We start from the raw sequence: 18,107 nt of genomic DNA, 5'->3' as shown, positions 1-18,107 counted from the left end.
TTTAGTACAGTATGTTTCAATTTTATTATTTTTTTTCACATAATATCAAAGTAAACAATACTAATTCTATATAGTTTAATATGTATAATATATGGTAGGAGGTGTAGTTACGATGAGAGTTCAAGAGGTCTTGCTAGATGAAGATAATAAGAGATACATACTAATAGATGGAGATGGAATGCCGGTAATTGAGGCAATTAGGTACTTAAAGTATTTAGATTCCGTAGGTAGAAGTTGGTATGTCAACACTAAACTAGACAAATTTTTTAAGGTGTTCAAGTTTATAATCAATTGGACTCACATAACCAAGTGTTCCATGAATTCGAATGTGATTAAACCAGTGAACATAGTCATGTAATTCCCTTGTTAATTCTTCTAAACTATCAAAATGTTGACCTTTCATAAACTCTGTTTTAATGATTTTAAACGTTGCTTCAGCGACGGCGTTGTCATATGGGCAGCCCTTCATGCTTAAAGATCGTTGAATGTTAAACGTCTCTAACGCATCGTCCATTAGCTTATTTTTAAACTCATTCCCGCGATCCGTATGGAAAAGCTGAATGTTACGGAGATCACCCTTGATGGAGGCGAAGGCACGATAGACGAGTAACGCATCTTTGTTCAGACCTGCGCTGTAACCCACGATTTCCCGATTAAAGAGATCGACAAATACACATACGTAATGCCATTTTTGTTTGACTCTTACGTACGTCAAATCGCTGACGATCGCTGTCATCTCTTCTTCTTGGTCGAACTTGCGGTTTAGTTCATTCTTCTGTTCGGATTCATTACAGGATTTCGCATGTGGTTTAAATTGAGCTATGGTGTAAGTAGACACAAGGCCCTGTTCTTGCATAATGCGCCCAATTCTCCGTCTAGAAACGATGCGCCCACGCTTTTTTAATTCGACTTTGATTTTGCGTGTTCCATAATTTTGACGACTCGCTTGGAAAATATCGATGACATCTGAGGTCACGTCATCCACTGCTGCTCTTTCTTTAGATTCATAATAGTAGGTGCTTCTAGGCAGTTGTAGGACTTTGCACATTGCTGATATCGAGTATTTATGTTGATTATTCTTGATCACGTTTACTTTCGTCCTAGTATCAGCGCGGCTTGCTTTAAAATATCGTTCTCCATTTGAAGTTGCTTAATTTCTTTTCGGAGTTTATTTAATTCCCGTTCTTCAGGGGACAGATTATCTTTTTCTTTGAACGATCCGGAAGCCTGACTTTGATTCACCCACTTATCTAATGAAGAAGGTGTTAAGTCATATTCCCGGATGATTTCCTTTCTTGGCTTTCCGCTAAGATAAAGTTGAACCATCTGCTCTTTAAACTCAGGTGTAAATATTCTTCTGGTTTTTTTCGTCATAGTAGATTCTCCCCTGCAGTATTTACTGTATTCTACTTGACCTTAACTTTTCTGTCCAACTCAGTGTAGCCTATTCAGATCACAAACTAACAGCAATAGATAACCCATATGGTTCTTGTAGAGCTCGACTAGAAGGTGATTGTCCCTATGCGGAAGAACCTCCTTGTTTGACATGTAATGGTGGTAGCCCTTGTAAAGACTTAGCGGTTGGTCTTTCTGAAATGGATATAGCCAAGTATGATATTCATATTGAATCTACAAAGAGAATGATTTCTGTTGCGAAAGAATATGGTAGAGATGAAATTGCACAAAAGAACAAAAAAAACCTAGACAGATTATTAAACATTTACAATACTATTAAATCAGGTAATATTGTGTTCGGTCGATTGGATAGAGTAAAACGAAAGCAAGGTGTTTTTAATGCCTAGATATGACCGAAAAGAGCATCTTAAAGAGATCCATTCAAAGAGGAAAGCATTGACAACCGAAAAGGTTAAACAAGCTATTAAAAAGCTAATGAAGTCAAACAATGCTATAAACTTTAATAGCGTTGCGATTGAGGCAGGAGTCAGTAAGGCAACATTATACAATAATAAGGACATAAGAGAACAAATCAGTACCTTAAGATCAACCACTCCCCTTGCCTATAACAAACAGCAAGCAAAATTCGATTTAAATGATAATAATAAAGACGCAGTAATAGATTCCTTGAGACGAAGAATAAAAAAACTTGAGGAAGAAAATAAAGAATTACGAAATAATTTAAAAGTTGCATACTCTGATTATTATAAAAATGTATAAAAACATCAAACACTCGCACTAAAAACTCCATATTCTCTAAGGTGGAGGCTTTTCTTATGCTACTATCAGGGCAGGTTACTTTAAGTGAAAGAATTCACAAAAGGTAGGAGGCACATATTTCTTCACAACTTTATGGGGATATATGGAGGATATGCAAAAAGGTGCGCCCTAACTGAGTGCACCTTTTGTTTTTATGAATTGTATATTTCTCTATTTAAATTCACAATATCCCTATGTGAAAATTCAACTTCCTTTTTTTCTGCAAGGAGTTCTGCAAATCTTTCCATCACCTTGTCCCGTAGTAATGGTGCGTTTTCTTTATTTGCCTTTTTCAACGCTTTCGTGAGTTCATCTTTTGTTAGCTCTGTGCAGTATGCGGGAGTTCCTGGCTGTTGTCTCCAAGAGTCACTTAAAGAACCACTATCTACTGCGTCGAAGCCTAGCTCGTTTACTACGTCCATGACTACTTGTTTTTGTGTTTGATCATTACCAGCAACTGCCATCGCAATTCGTCCAATAGTTTCTTCGGATGTTCCTTCATTTTCTAAAGTATAGGCTAATATGTTGTTGAAAGCTTTAATGATAGGTCGGACTAATTGATTGGAAACCCAAACACTTTCAACCATCCCGTTCTCGATTTCTTCAATTTTGCCGTCTCTATAAGGGTAATAATTTGAAGTATCTACAATGATCACTTCCTCCCCGACTTGATCGATAATGTTCTTAATACTTGGAAGTGCTTTTAGAGGGAGAGAAATAATAAGAACTTCAATATTTGTAATTGCATCCTCTACATGAACGGGTGTTCCATCAAACTCTTTTCCTTCTAAACGTTCAATTCCTCGTGCATCTGCAATTTTGACATTATGCCCATTCTTAACTAATTTTTTAGAAATAATTGACCCAATTGGTCCCGCACCTATAATTCCAAATCTCATTTTTGTTCCTCCAAAAGAATTTGTTATAAAAGAATTAATCTGCATAAAGTTACACAATAATATGGTTTATCAAACTTAAACATATATTCATTAGATATTAAAAACGTATTGAGTATTTTTGTTACATATACTAGAATAAAACCATTTCTCTTCTTGTTGAAGTAGGCAATAAATATTGACTTAGTACATTTTTTTGTACTTAGTATATGGCATCGCCTATACCCAGACGTTGGAAATATTAATAACATGTTTAAAATGTATTAGCCATCAAGTAATAAACTCTAGCATTGAATATAAATGCTTGCTGACATGGAGGAGGTTTAACCATTGTTAGACTCGTCTTTTTTGTTAAAGGGTTAGTTTGAGACAAGTAGATTGCTGTCTGCTAATTTAGACTATTTAGTAAATTATCTAATGTTTTGTGATTATACTTCCATAAATAGTAGTAGCAACGATAGTGAGAATAGTAGAAGATAATATGGATTATGTAAAAAGGCAATACCATATAAGGTATTGCCTTTTTACATTTGAGTTGGATTAGTGAGTAACATGATGAGGGAAGCAATTAGAAGTATAATACTTTGATTAGAAAAGATTTGCCTCCATTTGCTTTAGCAACCTTCTTAAAAGCATTCTCTCGTCCAAAGTAATATCTGATAATAGCCTATCTTGTTGATTTCTCCATTTTTCATTTACAGGGGCTTCAAGGTTTCTGCCGGCGTCGGTAAGAAATATCCTGGTAATTCTTTTATCGGTGCAATCTTTTCTTCGTATAATTAGTCCTTTCTTCTCAAGAGCTTTAACCATATTAGTAACTGTGGGAGCCTCACAATTTAATTTGTTACAAAGTTCAACTTGAGTTAAGCCATCTTCTCTCCATAGTTTACATAAAAGGTTATCTTGTCCAACATGCAAGTTAAGATCATGTAGTAAATGATTGTAATTTCTTCTTGTCTGTGACGAAATTTTGTCTAAAAGCTCTCTTATGTCATCATTTAACATATATAACTCCCCGTCTAAAATTATTAGTGACCTAACTATAACTTTGAGTGTATATTAAGTCAATTTAGGGGTCAAAACCCAATTAATCGTTTGTACTTTTTGCCTGTTCACCATACTCTTTACCAAAAGCCTCCATCATATCTAGAACAGGAATTAATTTCATGCCTTTTTCTGTAAGTGAATACTCTACTTTAGGAGGAACTACAGGAAAGACTTCACGTGTAATGACACCATCGTTTTCTAATTCTCTTAGTTGCTTAGTGAGGGAACCTTGTGATAGATCCCCCAGAAAATTCTTGATGTCGGAATAACGGCGTGTAGTTCCTTTTAAGTACCAAAGAATAAAATACTTCCATCGGCCAGATAAGACATTCTGAGTAAATGCTATTGCGTACATATCTTCTTTTTCATCTATAAACTCTCTTTGAAAACCATCTTTACAAACCTTCAAAATGTTTCACTCCTGTCTATTAGTACAAAAATATGTACTATATCCATTTATATTGCCCTCTTTTCAACTACTCATCATGACTTTATGATTGTCATATAAACCAAAGCAAATAATTACTAGTTAATTATCGAAAGACTAATATCATCATTATTTTTTGGTTTTATAGTTAGCAAGCTAACTAATTGTAACATAGAAAGGAGGTTTAGATCAGTGAATATAGAAAATTCAGGACTAAAATTATCGATTTTAGACTTTGTTCATATTTATAAAGAAAATAATGCTAGAAAAAGCCTTCAAAATACAACAGAAATGATTCAATTAGCGGACCGTTTAGGATTCACCAGGTATTGGTTCACTGAGCACCACAATACACCTACTTTGATGAGTACCTCACCTGATATGTTAAGTATGCATGCAGCTGCACATACCAAAAACATTCGTGTAGGTTCTGGTGGGGTAATGTTACCAAATCACAGTCCTTTGAAAGTGGTGGAGAACTTCACTCTTTTAGAAGGATTATATCCAGGTCGAGTTGATCTTGGTATAGGTAGGGCCTCTGGAACTGATGGCTGGACTATGTGGGCTTTGCTGAGGTCCAAAGAATTATTAGGAGTAAATGATTTTCCCGAGCAGTTAGACAACTTGCTTTCCTTTTTTGACCGTAACTTCAAAATTACTCATCCTTTTAGTAACATAAATCCCCCTGGGGACAAAACGATGGTACCTGATATGTATATGTTAGGTTCTAGCGAAGGTGGATTACAGTTTGCACTCGAAAAAGGCTTAGGATTTGTATTTGCTGCACATCTGGCACCACAATTAGCTGTTCCGATGTTAAGAACTTACAATTCTAACTTTAAACCTTCGTCTTATTTAAGTGAACCGAAAAGTATGTTGGCGACTATTGTTATCACAGCCGAAACTGAAGAAGAGGCTAAGTATATTGCAGGACCAGTAGAATTACTTTGGGCACGGATGAGTACAGGTTCAAAAAACCTTACATTTCCTACAACAGAGGAAGCCAAAAATCACAAATATACTCTAGAAGAAGAAAGAGCCAAGGAAAGAAATAAAGAACGCTTTATTATTGGTAGTGTAGTAAACGTCGCTGTCCAACTTACTCAGATTGCGAAGGCGAGTTTAGTTAATGAAATTATTATTGCTGATTTTTATCCAGATCAAGAAAGTCGAAAAAGAGGACATGAATTATTGGCAAAGGAACTAGGGTTAATGCAGGGAAATTAAAGAACGCGGTATGTAAAAAGGAGAATTCAGTAGTGATTGAAAGAAAACTTAAACTTGGTGGTATCATCGACGGAGTTGGTTGGAGCTATTTTGGATGGCGGCATCCTGATATACCTGCAAACGCCAGCGAAAAGATTGATTTCTATGTTGAAAAAGCAATCCAGCTTGAGAATGCGAAGTTTGATACGATTTTTTTAGCTGACGTCAGTCATATTGGACCGGGCATGATACCACATTATCTTAGCATGTTTGAAGGGATATCTATTTTGTCTGCATTGAGTATGGTAACTCATTCTATAGGATTAACTGCTACAATAGCTACTTCATATGCTGATCCATTTACAGTTGCAAGACAGATAGCTTCGCTGGATAAGATTAGTAATGGTCGAGCCGGATGGAATGCTATCACTTCTAATCCTGGGGGTTTAGCAAATTATAGCCGTACTCATTTAAGTAAATCTGACCTTTATCCACTAAAAGAAGAATTTTTGGAAATTGTTGAAGGTCTTTGGGATTCGTATGAAGATGATGCATTTATACGTGATAAAAAAAGTGGAGTATTTTTTGACCCAAGTAAAATGCATTCATTAAATTATACAGGCAATTACTTTTCAGTAGATGGACCTTTAAATATTAGTCGTTCTAGACAAGGTAGACCAGTAATCTCTCAAGCTGGGACATCTTCAGCTTTTATGGATGTAGCTGCTAGGCATGCTGAAGTCATCATGGTGCCTGGAGATAATTTTGATTATCTAAAGGGATTTACTGTTGAGCTGAAAAGAAGAGTGGAAAATCAAGGGCGTTCACCAAATGACCTACTGATAATGCCTTCTCATAGCCCAATAGTTGGTAAAACAGAAAAAGAAGCACTAGAAAAATTGAGAGAAATAGAGTCATTAATGCCTATTGGTCATAGACTACCAAGGCCTCAATTGTTGGGATCGGCGGAGCATGTGGCAGAGAAAATAGAACATTGGTATAGAGCAGGGGTAATGGATATCTTACTAATTAGACAAGATTACCCAGCGGGATTTGAGGACTTTATTAAGTTAGTTGCCCCAATATTACAAGAAAAAGGCATATTCAAAAAGGAATATGAAGCTAACACACTCCGAGGAAACTTAGAGCTACCTTACCCTGAGAATAGCTATAAAGAATAACAAAAATTAAACCAGACAACAGAAGGAGAATTTAACAACATGAAAAGTAACCGAATTACAAATCTACTAGGTATAAAATATCCCGTTATTTCAGCTGCAATGACATGGGTCACTTCAGCAGAGTTTGTTGCAGCAGTATCAAATGCAGGTGGAATGGGTGTATTGGGGCCAAATGCAGGTCAAAAAGAAAAAGCGAGTAGCGCAGAAGATATGGCAGACCGATTAACAAAAGAAATTCGTAAAGTGAAAGAATTAACGAACAAACCATTTGCAGTCAATTATATTTTTCCAATGGGTGGTGCTTCAGAAGATCCATTTACTAATGCTGTTTTTGAAGTATTGGTTAAAGAGAATGTAAAGAATGTTATAGCAATTGGACATGGGGTCGTAGAACGTGAACTGAAACGACTTAAAGAACATAACATCAATGTCATTTACAGAGATTTAAGTCCTACTGTAGAAAAACTTGTAGAAGCAGAAAAAACAGGTGTAGATGCACTTATTGTTACGGGTTATGAAGCTGGTGGCCATATGAGTGATTTTAAAATTAGTACTCTTTCTCTTGTACCACAAGTAACATCACTTGTAAAAATCCCCGTAATTGCTGCTGGAGGGATTATAGATGGTCGTGGAGCGAAAGCTGCTTTTTCCATGGGAGCAGAAGGTGTATACATGGGTACTAGATTTATTGCGACTTTCGAAAATCCGGCAAGTATAGAAACAAAAAAGGCAATTGTTAATGTAAAGAGCGAGGAGTTTATTGAATTTAAATCAGGTGCGGGACATTTGAGAACGATACCGACAGAAGCTGGTAAAAAGGCTCTAGAATTAATCAATCAAGGCAAACCTCAGGAAGCATATAAATATTATGGAGAAGGATTCAAAATAGGGATGCTAGACGGAGACCTTGTAAATGGTACCGTAAGTGTATCTGAGTCAGCTGGAGGTATTAAGCAAATTCTAACATGCCAAGAAATAATAGAAGAAATCGTTCAATCAATAGGATGAAGTTTTTAATAAAATTTTAATGGAATTTAGGAGGAAAAGGGAAATGGGAAGATTAGATAATAAAGTAGCAATTATTACAGGGGCTGGTGCCGGTCAAGGGGAGGCAGAAGCATATTTATTTGCTAAAGAAGGAGCAAAGGTTATTGCAACGGACATTCAGTATGAAAGTGTACAAGCTGTTGTGGAACGTATAAATGAGAAATACCCAGGAAGTGCTACTGCTTTGAAGCAAGACGTGTCATCAGAGGAGGACTGGGAAAAGGTTGTAAAGACAAGCATCGAACTTTATGGGAAAGTTGATATTTTAGTTAATAATGCAGGAATTGCAGCTATTAAGCCTTTTAATGAAACTACAGTTGAATATTGGACTTTAGCACAAAATATCAATGCATGGAGTCAGTTTGTAGGAATTAAAACAATTGTACCTTATATGAAAGAAAACAGGGGTGGTTCAATTGTAAATATTGGTTCAATGGCAAGTGAGCGCCATTCAGCTGGTGGCTTCAATGCTTATACAGCAAGTAAAGGTGCCATTAAATCTTTAACTCGTGCAGCTGCAGTAGAGTTTGCCCCTGATCAAATTCGAATTAATTTAATTCAACCAGGACCGATACTAACTAATATTGTTTCAAATACATTGAGTGAAAAACAAATTGAAGAAAGAGCGCAAGAAATTCCAATAAAAAGATTAGGGGTTTCCGAAGAAATAGCTAATGTGGCATTATTTTTAGCAAGTGACGATGCTTCTTATATAACAGGTGCTGATCATATAGTTGATGGCGGTTTATCTGTTAAGTAACAGCACTAAATAAATGAGACCACCATTAAATGGTGAAACTTTATAACCAAGTTAAATTTAGACATATCAAGAAGATAGAAAAGTTTTTTATTTTTCAAATTTCATTTTATAAATGGCCCAGGAGGATTTAATAATGAATAATAGAATATGCGAAATATTAAATATAGAAAAACCGATTATTCAGGGACCAATGTCTTGGATCACAAATGCAGAATTTGTTGCAGCAGTAAGTAATGCAGGTGGATTAGGATTTCTAGGACCGAATGCCGGTCAGGCTGATGTAACTAGTTCCCCCGAAGTAACTGCCGAAAGAATGAGAACTGAAATACAAAAAACAAAGGCTTTAACGAATAAACCATTTGGTACGACCTTAATTGTAAGTGGTGATTTAACTTACACATGGCCAATTCTAGAAGTAGTTATAGAGGAAAAGGTTCCAGTTGTCCTTATAAATGGTATATTAGATGAGAAAATTTTTAAGCCACTGAAAGAAAACAATATTAAGATTGTTTTTAGACCAGGTACCCCTACTATTGATAATGCAAAAGCCGCTGAAGAATTTGGTGTGGATGTTTATGTAGCAACTGGATTTGATGAAGGTGGTACCGTTCCAGAACGAGTGATTGGGACATTTTCGATTATTCCAATGATTGTCGATGCTATAAATATTCCTGTTATGGCAGCTGGGGGGATTGGGGATGTCAGAGGTGTACGTGCAGCATTTGCTTTAGGCGCTGAAGGTGTGTTTGCTGGTAGTGTCTTTATTCCAACAAAAGAAAATCCAGCAGCAGAAAACGTGAAACAAATGATTGTTGATGCTACAGCAGAAGATTTACTAATGTTCCGTACATTACCAGCTTACTATCGGTCTTTACCTACTAAATTATCGAAAAAGCTAGTAGGAATGGATGAAAATGGTGCCAGTCGTGAAGATATAGCAAAAGCAATGGGAGGAGCAGGTGGTATACGTATCGGTATGCTTGAGGGTAACAAAGTGGATGGCTATATTACTGTCGGCACAGGAATTACCCCAATTAAAGAGATTAGAACTGTAAAGGAAGTGATTGATGACTTAATGCAAGATTTTAATTGAAATTGCTATACTAACAACTGTTAATCGGATTAATCAGAATCAAATTAAAGAGACATTTGACTGTACTGTATAATTCTGTTGTTGCTAAGAAGAGACGAGATTAAAGTAGCAGCAACTATTTTAGAAAACGGTAAGATTGATGTTCAGTATGAGCATCCAGTTCCATCATAAAAATCACCAGATTAGGCTGTTTTTATGATGGAGAAACGAAGTAGTGGACTTCTCTCGGTCACTATTTGAGTGAGAATATCCCGAGAGATGATGTACATGCAATTCAACTTAATAAGAGAGCTGTTAAAACTGAATAATATGTGAAGAAATACACTTAAGTTACCGGGGGCTTTCCTTATATAAAAGGGAAGCCTTTTTCTTATGTCGCTATCATGACAGCATTCCTGTAATAAATGAAATTTTTAATATTGTTTTGGTCATATAATTGAAAACCATGAAAAATAAAGGAATCAGCTGCTATCAGGTGGCTGATTTTTATGTAAAGCGTAACTTATAATAAAAGATCTAAAAAAGGTGGGATTGTGAAGAAATGTACTTAAAGAAACGGGTGCGTTTGTTAAATAAAGGGGCCATACATATTAGACATATATAATATGTATGGCCCCTTATTTTATCTATGTTATTTTAAATTTAGTCTTGATAATTTTAATTCAGATAGATACGATTGTTTAATTTTACAACAATTTAATTATTTTTTGTGTTTTTTTAAAATTTTTAGAAAATAAACTGTTGATAAAATAAACATATTATTCTATAATCTTAATTGTAAGCGCTTTTTGAAAATAAACGTTGCAAAAATAAACGAAGTAATAAAACTGAATTTTATTTTTATTAAGGGGGAAATACAAGTGGATTTAAAAGGAATTATCCCTGCAATGCTAACACCGTTAACAAAAGAGCAAACGGTGAATGTAGCAGTAATACGCCAGTTGACCAATCATCTTATTGAATCAGGAGTTCACGGCATTTTTGCTTTAGGAACCAACGGTGAATTTCATTTATTTAATACAGAAGAAAAAGTGAAAATTGCCCAGACCATTATTGATGAAGCGAATGGAAAAGTACCGGTCATTATCGGTGCGGGTGGAAATAGTACAGAAGAAGTCATCGAACTGTCCAAACATATGGAACAGATCGGTGCCGATGCGCTCTCCATTATTACACCTTACTTTGTGGCACCAACACAAGAAGAAGTCATTGTTCACTTTGAAAAAATAGCGGAAGCAACATCGCTTCCAGTTCTTCTTTATAATATCCCTTCAAAAACCGGCATGAGCCTCGAAGCTGAAACGGTTGCCAGATTAGCAAAAGTTCCAAATATTAAAGGAATTAAAGATAGCAGCGGTAACTTCGACAATATTCAGCGGTATATTGATGTCACAAAAGAAGAAGACTTCTCGGTTTTTGCAGGAACGGACTCCTTAATTCTCCAGACTTTATTAGCGGGTGGAGCAGGAGCGGTAGCAGCGACTGCCAATATGATTCCTGATATAGTGGTATCCATTTATAATAACTGGCTGGATGGAAATATCGAACAGGCACAAAGAGCCCAGGAGAAATTACAGCCTCTTCGCGACACATTCAAATACGGAACACTCCCTGCGGCATTGAAGAAAGCAGTGGAACTTTCCGGTATTCCCGTCGGTCCTCCTAAACTTCCAGTATCAGAATTATCAGGTGATGCACTTGAGGAAGTAATGAAAATGGTTGCAGGCTACAAAAAGGAAAACGTACATTAAGCGATTAACAAGCATTCAAGGTTAACTAATATAGCATAAGAGGTGAAGGAGTATGCAACATTTATACCGGTTTCAAACTGCAGACCATATTATCGCGGGGCAAAATTCGATCAAGTCATTAGCAGACCATCTTCATTTAATCGGAACAAACGTGAAATCCGTTTTAATTCTTACACAGCCGTCCAGTAAAAGGGCAGGTTTTGTAGATGATATTGTTGCTCAATTATCCGATAAAGGGATTAAAGCGGATGTTAATATGGATATTCTTCCTGAACCGACTATCGGAAATATTGAAGAGGTATTTCAAAGCATTGCCAATGAACCGTATGATCTCCTAATTGGGATGGGCGGGGGAAGCGTTCTTGATACAACGAAGATTTTCTCTGTTTTAAAAACAAATGACAGCAATATTAGAGACCTGCTGGGGACAGATTTAGTTCAAAAACCCGGAATTCCGACGATTTTGATTCCGACAACTTCAGGGACAGGATCTGAGGTGACCCCAAATGCGATTGTCACTTTACCTGAAGAAGAATTAAAGATTGGAATCGTAAGCAAGTACTTGCTGCCGAAAATGGTGTTTATTGATCCAGTTTTAACACTAGGGTTGCCGCGGCCGATTACAGCTGCTACAGGAATGGATGCATTTACCCATTCATTGGAATCGTTTATTTCAAATAAAGCGAATCCAATCAGTGATATGTTTGCATTAGAATCGATTCGTTTAATTTCGTCTAGTATTATAGAAGCCTACCAAAATGGTTCTTCTGTAGAAGCCAGAGAAAAAATGCTTATAGGTTCGATGTATGGAGGAATGGCATTAACAAGTGCAGGTACAGCCGCGGTTCATGCCCTAGCTTATCCATTAGGAGGAAGATTTAAAATTACTCACGGCGTTGCGAATTCGATGTTATTGCCTCATGTGATGGAGTTTAATATGGATGCGATTACCGATCGTCTATTCCAAGTCGCGGAACCAATGGGAATCAAAATTGAAGGCCTCTCTACAGAAGAAGTTGCTCAAAAAGTCGTAGAGCGTATCGTTGAATGGACAAATATCTTAGAAATCCCGCAAAACTTGAAGGAATATGGTGTCAAAGAAGAAGACCTGCCAGAATTAGCTGTAGCAGCTTCACAAGTTACGCGTTTGTTAAATAATAACCCTAAAGAGTTAAGTTTAGAAGATATGGAAGCAATCTATCGTAAACTACTTGTCTAGAATAAAGGTGATGGAGATTTATGAGAATATCAATTATTTCAGATGATTTGACAGGTGCAAGTGATTGCGGCGGCCAGTTAGTTCGTTATGGTTTAGATGTATCAGTGGTTTTGCAGCGCAATGAAAATGGTTTGCCGAAGAAAGGTGCTGTTATTTTCAATACTGACAGCCGCTCCGTGTCGGAAGAAGAGGCCTATCAGCGAGTAAGAAAGATTAGTGAATGGATCAAAAATGAAACATTTGATGTGGTATACAAAAAGATTGATTCTACGATGAGAGGAAATATTGGGCAGGAAATCAATGCCATGTACGATGTTTTTCAACCGGATTTTGTGTTTATAGCACCCGCTTATCCAAGAAATGGGCGTAAAATCGTTAACGGAATTCATTTTCTCAATCAAAAGCAATTGCATGAAACCGAAGTGGCAAATGACCCTAAAACTCCCGTAAATGATTCTCTTATTACACGCTTGATCCAAACTCAAGCAAAAAGAGAAGTCGGGCATCTCTCTTATAAAGATCTCGCACAAGGGTACGAATGGGTTGTTAACCAATTGATAGCCTTTAAAAAACAAAACATCTCTTATGTGACCGTTGATTCGGTGGATGAATCAGATTTGGAGCGTCTTGTTCAATTTATAAAAAAGACAGAATCTTCTGTCGTCTGGGTTGGGTCAGCTGGATTGATGAATTATTTACCGAAAGTTTACGGCTTGAAGCAACTTAAAATAGAGGTTACGGTCCCTAAAAATGAAAAGCCTGTGCTGCTGGTGATAGGAAGCGTCAGTGAAATAGGGAGAGAGCAGTTAAACGAAGTATTGTTGACTTCTAATGTTGTTGGCTTAGAAATGCAATCAACGAACGTCATTTTGGATGATGCTTCAAAAGAAAATGAGTTAAACCGATTAAGGCAAGAAGCAAAAATAGCCTTTCAAAAAGGAAAGAATGTCGCGTTGTTTTCTTCAAAAACGGTAGAACAAACACAGAAAGCAGGAAGGGATCAAGGATATAACGCTATTCAAATCAGTAATCTCATTTCAAACGTGTTAGGCGAGTTGGCTGCAGACCTAACTAATCAATGTAATATAAAAAGCCTTTTTCTTACAGGTGGCGACACTGCCCATCAAGTACTTCACCACTTACAAGTGAATGAATTTCATTTAATTGGTGAAGTAGAGCCTGGAATCCCAATCGGACGGCTAAGTAATGATAGGGACACCTTAGCCGTAACAAAAGCAGGAAGCTTTGGGACAAAGCTAGCCATGGTGAAAGCCATCCATAAACTTCAAGGTAAAGACGGTACGGCATCTTTTTTACAAAATTCCACTAAAATCGGTTAAGTAATCCAAGAAGGATTTGGAACAAGGCCCACGAGACATTTAAAAAGGAGGATTATCATGAAGCCTGTGATCGGAATTACATTGGGGGATGGAGCAGGAGTTGGTCCTGAGGTGATCGTCAAAGCACTAGGACATCCATCCGTCTATGACATTTGCCGTCCCATTGTCATTGGGGATTCTAAACTACTAAAGAGAGCGATAGACATCACGCAGACAAAAGTCACTCTCCATAAAGCTGGACAAGTAAAGGAAGGAAGGTTTACTTTTGGTGTAATCGATTGCCTGGATTTGGACCTGTTACCGGGAGATCTTCCTTTTGGAGAAATCTCTCCTTTAGCAGGCGACGCAGCTTTTCAATTTCTTAAAAAAGCGGTAGATTTGGCTAAAAACAGGGAATTACAAGCTATTTGCACAGCCCCGCTCAACAAGGAAGCATTACATAAGGGAGGACACACCTATCCTGGCCATACGGAAATTTTAGCCGAACTGACCGATACGGAAGATTACTCTATGATGCTATCTTCTCCAAAACTAAAGGTGATTCATCTTACGACACATGTAGGATTAATAAAAGCGATTGAATCCATTACACCGGAACGGACATATAAAGTGATTCAGCTTGCTCACGAGACCCTGAGCCGGGCCGGTTATGACAATCCGCGAATTGCGGTTTGCGGAATTAATCCTCATGCCGGAGAAAATGGTCTCTTTGGTGAAGGGGAAGAAGAAGAAAAGTTAATTCCAGGCATACAAAAAGCCGCATCAGAAGGCATGAACGTTAGCGGCCCCTATCCTGCAGATACCTTATTTTTCCGTGCAGTTCGGGGGGACTTTGATATAGTAGTTGCCTGCTATCATGATCAAGGCCATGTTCCGATTAAAGTATTGGGATTGGAAGAAGGGGTTAATATTACTGTCGGTTTAAAAGGCGGAGTCATTCGCACTTCCGTAGACCATGGTACCGCATTTGATATCGCCGGAAAAAACATCGCGGATGAGAGAAGCATGCTCGCTGCCATTCAAGCAGGTGCAGATTTATCTCCAAAACAAGTCGTCAAGTAAGGTCGTATCAAATTCGTTATACACAGGGGATTAAGGTTATATGACTATTGAACAACCATTTAAAGTTGCTGAGAAACAGGGGTTCATAAAGTTTTTCAGCACTTTAAATGAACGGTTGTGAAGATTGGCTTTTGCATTTGTAATGAAAATAGTCAATGATGGGAGAGGGAGAAATGAAGGGAATGTCAGTCGCTAAACAAGAAGAGACGGTTGTAAAACAAGAGGCACCCATTGATCGTCCAGAGGGTGCCCCGATTCCTAAAGATTTCTGGGGTTATGTGAAGGGATTTGGTCCTGGTATTGTTGTCGTGTTAACTTGGCTGGGAGCTGGAGATCTTGTAGATGCATCCGTTGCGGGTGCAAACTATGGATATACATTGATGTGGGCGTTGGCGGCAGCACTGCTTGTTCGTTTTGCCTTAGTGAATACGATAGCCAAATTTCAACTGTTTAATCCAAGTCGATATAGCATCGTTCAGGCTTATGGGCAGCTTCATCCTTATTATCCGGGCGTTTTAGGAAGCGGTTCCATTTTATACGGTTATGTTAGCGCTTCCTACTGTTTATCAGGGGCTTCTTATGCACTATATCATGTCACGGGTATCGGCACCCCGATTATATGGGCACTGTTCAATATCCTTCTTGCGTTGTTAATTACTGGACGTTCTGTTTACAAACAAGTAGAGATGGTTCAAAAGGTTATTTTGGCAGTAATGACAGTATGTTTAGTCGGAATTGCATTTATGACAGGTTTTCAGCCTACAGAAGCAATTAAAGGTGTTTTCATGTTCGAGTTGCCAGAAAAGCAAGGTGCTTTTGATTCTATTATTGTCGTTGTATCATTAATAGGCGCTGTTGGAGGGTCGATTGCTAACCTGCTTTATCCGGAGTGGATGAAACAAAAAGGATATATCAACCCTGAACATCGAAAAGTACAAAAATACGACCTCCTCTTTGCTACTGTTATGATGATCATTCTTAATTTGGCAGTGTGGATCATCGGGGCTGAAATTCTGAATCCACGTGGATTGACAGTAAGTAGCGTAGAGGATCTTGGTAATATTTTAGGTCAAGTTTTAGGGCGCCCTGGTGAAATTGTTATCTATCTGGCGGTATGGGCTGCGACTTTCAGTACATTTATTGGAGGAACCGATGGATATATACGTTTAGCCTTTGATGGTTTCTATACCTCTTCACCAAGAAGAAAAGAGAAGTATGAAGGCAGCTATAGAAAAGATCCAGCTTTTAAAATTCTTTACTTTATCATGTTAGTGATGCCAATTGTTTGGATATTCCCTGGGATGCCAGGATTTGTACAGTTGACGGTTTTTGCGAACGCTGCTTTAGTATTCTTCTTGCCGGTTATCTCGATTGGTTTACTAATCATCATTAATAAAAAGAGCATTTACGGAGATCGTGCACATAGTATCTTTGATTCTATTATTGTCGGTATTCTGTCACTCTTCGCGTTATGGAGTGTCTATCATATTGCAGAATCTTTCTTGAAATCTTTCATTGCTGGTTAAATAGGGAGGAAGTTTAATGAATCATACATCTACTGTATATGATGGGAAATTAAAGCAAGCCAAAAATGATGTTCAGCGGGTGGAGGCATACATCTCATCTAATTATGTGCAAAACCATGCGGCCAATCTATTGCCATTAGATAACGGTGACTTATTATGTGTTTGGTTTGCCGGTACACAAGAAGGCATGTCAGATATCCACATTTATATATCAAGACTAAATAAAGGTGAAACGGAATGGAGCAAAGCGGAAAAAATTTCAAATGATCCCGCTCGTTCTGAACAAAATCCGATTTTATTTAACGCTCCAGATGGTAAGCTCTGGCTGTTATATACAGCTCAAAAATCAGGAAATCAAGATACTGCCATCATTAGATATCGTATATCAGAAGATAACGGGTATACGTGGGGGCCTATTGAAACCTTATTTGACACACCAGGGACTTTTATTAGACAACCAATCATTGTGCTAGATAATGGGGAATGGCTATTGCCAATTTGGTACTGCTACACGTCTCCAGGACAGAAATGGACAGGAGATAAAGATGTAAGCGCTGTAAAAATTTCAAAAGATCAAGGGAAAACATGGGAAGAATATGAAGTGCCTAATAGTTTAGGGTGCGTTCATATGAATATTGAAAAATTACATGATGGAACCCTTTTAGCATTATTCCGCAGCCGCTGGGCTGACTATATTTATAGAAGTTATTCTTATGATAGTGGAAGAACATGGAGTGAACCGCAAGCTACTGAGCTGCCAAACAATAACTCTTCTATCCAATTCACGAAACTAAACAATGGCCATTTAGCATTAGTGTTCAATAATATGAATGCTGACAATTGTACAGAACGCAGAACTTCATTATACGATGAAATCGAGGATGAAGAAGATGATCAAATGGTTTCTTCTTATACAGACAGCGAAGAGGAAACCGGAAGCAGAACAGCATTCTGGGGTGCGCCTCGAGCACCGATGACGATTGCGATTTCAGAGGATAACGGAAGAACATGGCCTTATGTTAAAAATCTTGAAGTAGGCGATGGATATGCGATGACCAATAATTCGAAGGATAAGCTAAATAGAGAATATTCTTATCCAACGATCAAACAAACTTCAGATGGAAATATCCATATTGCATTTACCTACTTTAGGCAAGCCATTAAGTATGTAAGCATTTCAGAAGAATGGGTGAAAAATTAATCGCTTTACATTTATATAGATCGATGTAGAAAATTGGGCAGATTCAAGTGGTCTGGATGACCGATTGTGAATATCTTCGATGGAATAAAACGTGTCGAGTTATTAAGTGGAATATATAGTAAGAAAGCAACCTAGAT

17 protein-coding genes are annotated in these 18,107 nt (G+C 37.5%); 13 read left to right on the top strand and 4 right to left on the bottom strand.

Annotated features, from left to right (window positions below; genetic code table 11):
• Nucleotides 1–253: 253 nt before the first annotated feature.
• Nucleotides 254–1,374 (bottom strand): IS3 family transposase gene (locus tag BK575_RS18145; RefSeq protein ID WP_139367995.1). Its coding sequence is split into 2 segments (ribosomal slippage): nucleotides 254–1,125 and nucleotides 1,125–1,374, totalling 1,122 coding nucleotides; the frame shifts between segments, so codons are not numbered across the junction.
• A gap of 167 nt (nucleotides 1,375–1,541) precedes the next feature.
• Between BK575_RS18145 and BK575_RS18140 the strand changes: the two genes are divergently transcribed.
• Both BK575_RS18140 and BK575_RS18135 read left to right on the top strand, forming a co-directional pair.
• Nucleotides 1,542–1,802 carry a transposase gene (locus BK575_RS18140; protein ID WP_078412361.1) on the top strand — a complete coding sequence of 87 codons (261 nt, stop codon included), beginning with the start codon at nucleotides 1,542–1,544 and terminating at the stop codon, nucleotides 1,800–1,802.
• Nucleotides 1,795–2,175 (top strand): DUF6262 family protein, encoded by a 381-nt coding sequence (locus tag BK575_RS18135; RefSeq protein WP_078412359.1) that lies wholly within the window; start codon nucleotides 1,795–1,797, stop codon nucleotides 2,173–2,175. Before BK575_RS18140 ends, BK575_RS18135 begins: the two co-directional genes overlap by 8 nt.
• Nucleotides 2,176–2,366: 191 nt before the next feature.
• Here BK575_RS18135 and BK575_RS18130 read toward each other — a convergent pair whose 3' ends face one another.
• The 3 genes from BK575_RS18130 to BK575_RS18120 all read right to left on the bottom strand — a co-directional run bounded on the left by BK575_RS18130 (nucleotide 2,367) and on the right by BK575_RS18120 (nucleotide 4,569).
• Nucleotides 2,367–3,113, bottom strand: a complete 747-nt coding sequence (locus BK575_RS18130; protein WP_078412357.1) for an NADPH-dependent F420 reductase — start codon at nucleotides 3,111–3,113, stop codon at nucleotides 2,367–2,369.
• A 585-nt stretch (nucleotides 3,114–3,698) separates the two neighbouring features.
• Nucleotides 3,699–4,115 carry a MarR family winged helix-turn-helix transcriptional regulator gene (locus tag BK575_RS18125; protein WP_078412355.1) on the bottom strand — a complete coding sequence of 139 codons (417 nt, stop codon included), beginning with the start codon at nucleotides 4,113–4,115 and terminating at the stop codon, nucleotides 3,699–3,701.
• Between the two features lie 82 nt (nucleotides 4,116–4,197).
• Nucleotides 4,198–4,569, bottom strand: a complete 372-nt coding sequence (locus BK575_RS18120) for a winged helix-turn-helix transcriptional regulator (protein ID WP_078412353.1) — start codon at nucleotides 4,567–4,569, stop codon at nucleotides 4,198–4,200.
• Between the two features lie 207 nt (nucleotides 4,570–4,776).
• On the opposite strand from BK575_RS18120, the gene BK575_RS18115 reads away from it, so the two are divergent.
• The 11 genes from BK575_RS18115 to BK575_RS18065 all read left to right on the top strand — a co-directional run bounded on the left by BK575_RS18115 (nucleotide 4,777) and on the right by BK575_RS18065 (nucleotide 17,970).
• Nucleotides 4,777–5,811: an LLM class flavin-dependent oxidoreductase gene (locus BK575_RS18115; RefSeq protein WP_078412351.1), complete on the top strand. Its 1,035-nt coding sequence runs from the start codon at nucleotides 4,777–4,779 to the stop codon at nucleotides 5,809–5,811.
• 32 nt (nucleotides 5,812–5,843) lie between these two features.
• Nucleotides 5,844–6,971 (top strand): NtaA/DmoA family FMN-dependent monooxygenase, encoded by a 1,128-nt coding sequence (locus tag BK575_RS18110; RefSeq protein WP_078412349.1) that lies wholly within the window; start codon nucleotides 5,844–5,846, stop codon nucleotides 6,969–6,971.
• 39 nt (nucleotides 6,972–7,010) lie between these two features.
• Nucleotides 7,011–7,979, top strand: a complete 969-nt coding sequence (locus BK575_RS18105; protein WP_078412347.1) for an NAD(P)H-dependent flavin oxidoreductase — start codon at nucleotides 7,011–7,013, stop codon at nucleotides 7,977–7,979.
• Between the two features lie 43 nt (nucleotides 7,980–8,022).
• Nucleotides 8,023–8,778 carry an SDR family NAD(P)-dependent oxidoreductase gene (locus tag BK575_RS18100; RefSeq protein ID WP_078412345.1) on the top strand — a complete coding sequence of 252 codons (756 nt, stop codon included), beginning with the start codon at nucleotides 8,023–8,025 and terminating at the stop codon, nucleotides 8,776–8,778.
• A 133-nt stretch (nucleotides 8,779–8,911) separates the two neighbouring features.
• The gene (locus BK575_RS18095; RefSeq protein WP_078412343.1) at nucleotides 8,912–9,871 is read left to right on the top strand and encodes an NAD(P)H-dependent flavin oxidoreductase; all 960 of its coding nucleotides are present in this window, start codon (nucleotides 8,912–8,914) and stop codon (nucleotides 9,869–9,871) included.
• An 860-nt stretch (nucleotides 9,872–10,731) separates the two neighbouring features.
• Nucleotides 10,732–11,622, top strand: a complete 891-nt coding sequence (gene dapA / locus BK575_RS18090; RefSeq protein WP_078412341.1) for a 4-hydroxy-tetrahydrodipicolinate synthase — start codon at nucleotides 10,732–10,734, stop codon at nucleotides 11,620–11,622.
• 52 nt (nucleotides 11,623–11,674) lie between these two features.
• Nucleotides 11,675–12,841: an iron-containing alcohol dehydrogenase gene (locus BK575_RS18085; protein WP_078412339.1), complete on the top strand. Its 1,167-nt coding sequence runs from the start codon at nucleotides 11,675–11,677 to the stop codon at nucleotides 12,839–12,841.
• 20 nt (nucleotides 12,842–12,861) lie between these two features.
• The gene (locus BK575_RS18080; RefSeq protein ID WP_078412337.1) at nucleotides 12,862–14,181 is read left to right on the top strand and encodes a four-carbon acid sugar kinase family protein; all 1,320 of its coding nucleotides are present in this window, start codon (nucleotides 12,862–12,864) and stop codon (nucleotides 14,179–14,181) included.
• A gap of 57 nt (nucleotides 14,182–14,238) precedes the next feature.
• The gene (pdxA, locus tag BK575_RS18075; RefSeq protein ID WP_078412335.1) at nucleotides 14,239–15,243 is read left to right on the top strand and encodes a 4-hydroxythreonine-4-phosphate dehydrogenase PdxA; all 1,005 of its coding nucleotides are present in this window, start codon (nucleotides 14,239–14,241) and stop codon (nucleotides 15,241–15,243) included.
• Nucleotides 15,244–15,416: 173 nt separating this feature from the next.
• Nucleotides 15,417–16,769, top strand: a complete 1,353-nt coding sequence (locus tag BK575_RS18070; protein ID WP_169907877.1) for an Nramp family divalent metal transporter — start codon at nucleotides 15,417–15,419, stop codon at nucleotides 16,767–16,769.
• 16 nt (nucleotides 16,770–16,785) lie between these two features.
• Nucleotides 16,786–17,970, top strand: coding sequence for a sialidase family protein (locus BK575_RS18065; protein WP_078412331.1), 1,185 nt, complete (start codon nucleotides 16,786–16,788; stop codon nucleotides 17,968–17,970).
• The last annotated feature ends 137 nt before the right edge of the window (nucleotides 17,971–18,107 follow it).

It is taken from the genome of Priestia abyssalis (assembly GCF_002019595.1).
In the GTDB taxonomy this organism is placed as follows: domain Bacteria; phylum Bacillota; class Bacilli; order Bacillales; family Bacillaceae_H; genus Bacillus_BA; species Bacillus_BA abyssalis.
The sequence above is the reverse complement of the archived record's forward strand: the minus strand, read 5'-3'. Positions and strand labels throughout refer to the sequence as shown.

Excerpts from the sequence above, each read along its gene's own strand:
- BK575_RS18100 (WP_078412345.1), top strand. The coding sequence starts at position 8,023 with ATGGGAAGATTAGATAATAAAGTAGCAATTATTACAGGGGCTGGTGCC.
- BK575_RS18135 (WP_078412359.1), top strand. The coding sequence starts at position 1,795 with ATGCCTAGATATGACCGAAAAGAGCATCTTAAAGAGATCCATTCAAAG.
- BK575_RS18070 (WP_169907877.1), top strand. The coding sequence starts at position 15,417 with ATGAAGGGAATGTCAGTCGCTAAACAAGAAGAGACGGTTGTAAAACAA.
- BK575_RS18105 (WP_078412347.1), top strand. The coding sequence starts at position 7,011 with ATGAAAAGTAACCGAATTACAAATCTACTAGGTATAAAATATCCCGTT.
- BK575_RS18080 (WP_078412337.1), top strand. The coding sequence starts at position 12,862 with ATGAGAATATCAATTATTTCAGATGATTTGACAGGTGCAAGTGATTGC.
- BK575_RS18125 (WP_078412355.1), bottom strand. The coding sequence starts at position 4,115 with ATGTTAAATGATGACATAAGAGAGCTTTTAGACAAAATTTCGTCACAG.
- pdxA (WP_078412335.1), top strand. The coding sequence starts at position 14,239 with ATGAAGCCTGTGATCGGAATTACATTGGGGGATGGAGCAGGAGTTGGT.
- BK575_RS18085 (WP_078412339.1), top strand. The coding sequence starts at position 11,675 with ATGCAACATTTATACCGGTTTCAAACTGCAGACCATATTATCGCGGGG.
- BK575_RS18095 (WP_078412343.1), top strand. The coding sequence starts at position 8,912 with ATGAATAATAGAATATGCGAAATATTAAATATAGAAAAACCGATTATT.
- BK575_RS18130 (WP_078412357.1), bottom strand. The coding sequence starts at position 3,113 with ATGAGATTTGGAATTATAGGTGCGGGACCAATTGGGTCAATTATTTCT.
- BK575_RS18065 (WP_078412331.1), top strand. The coding sequence starts at position 16,786 with ATGAATCATACATCTACTGTATATGATGGGAAATTAAAGCAAGCCAAA.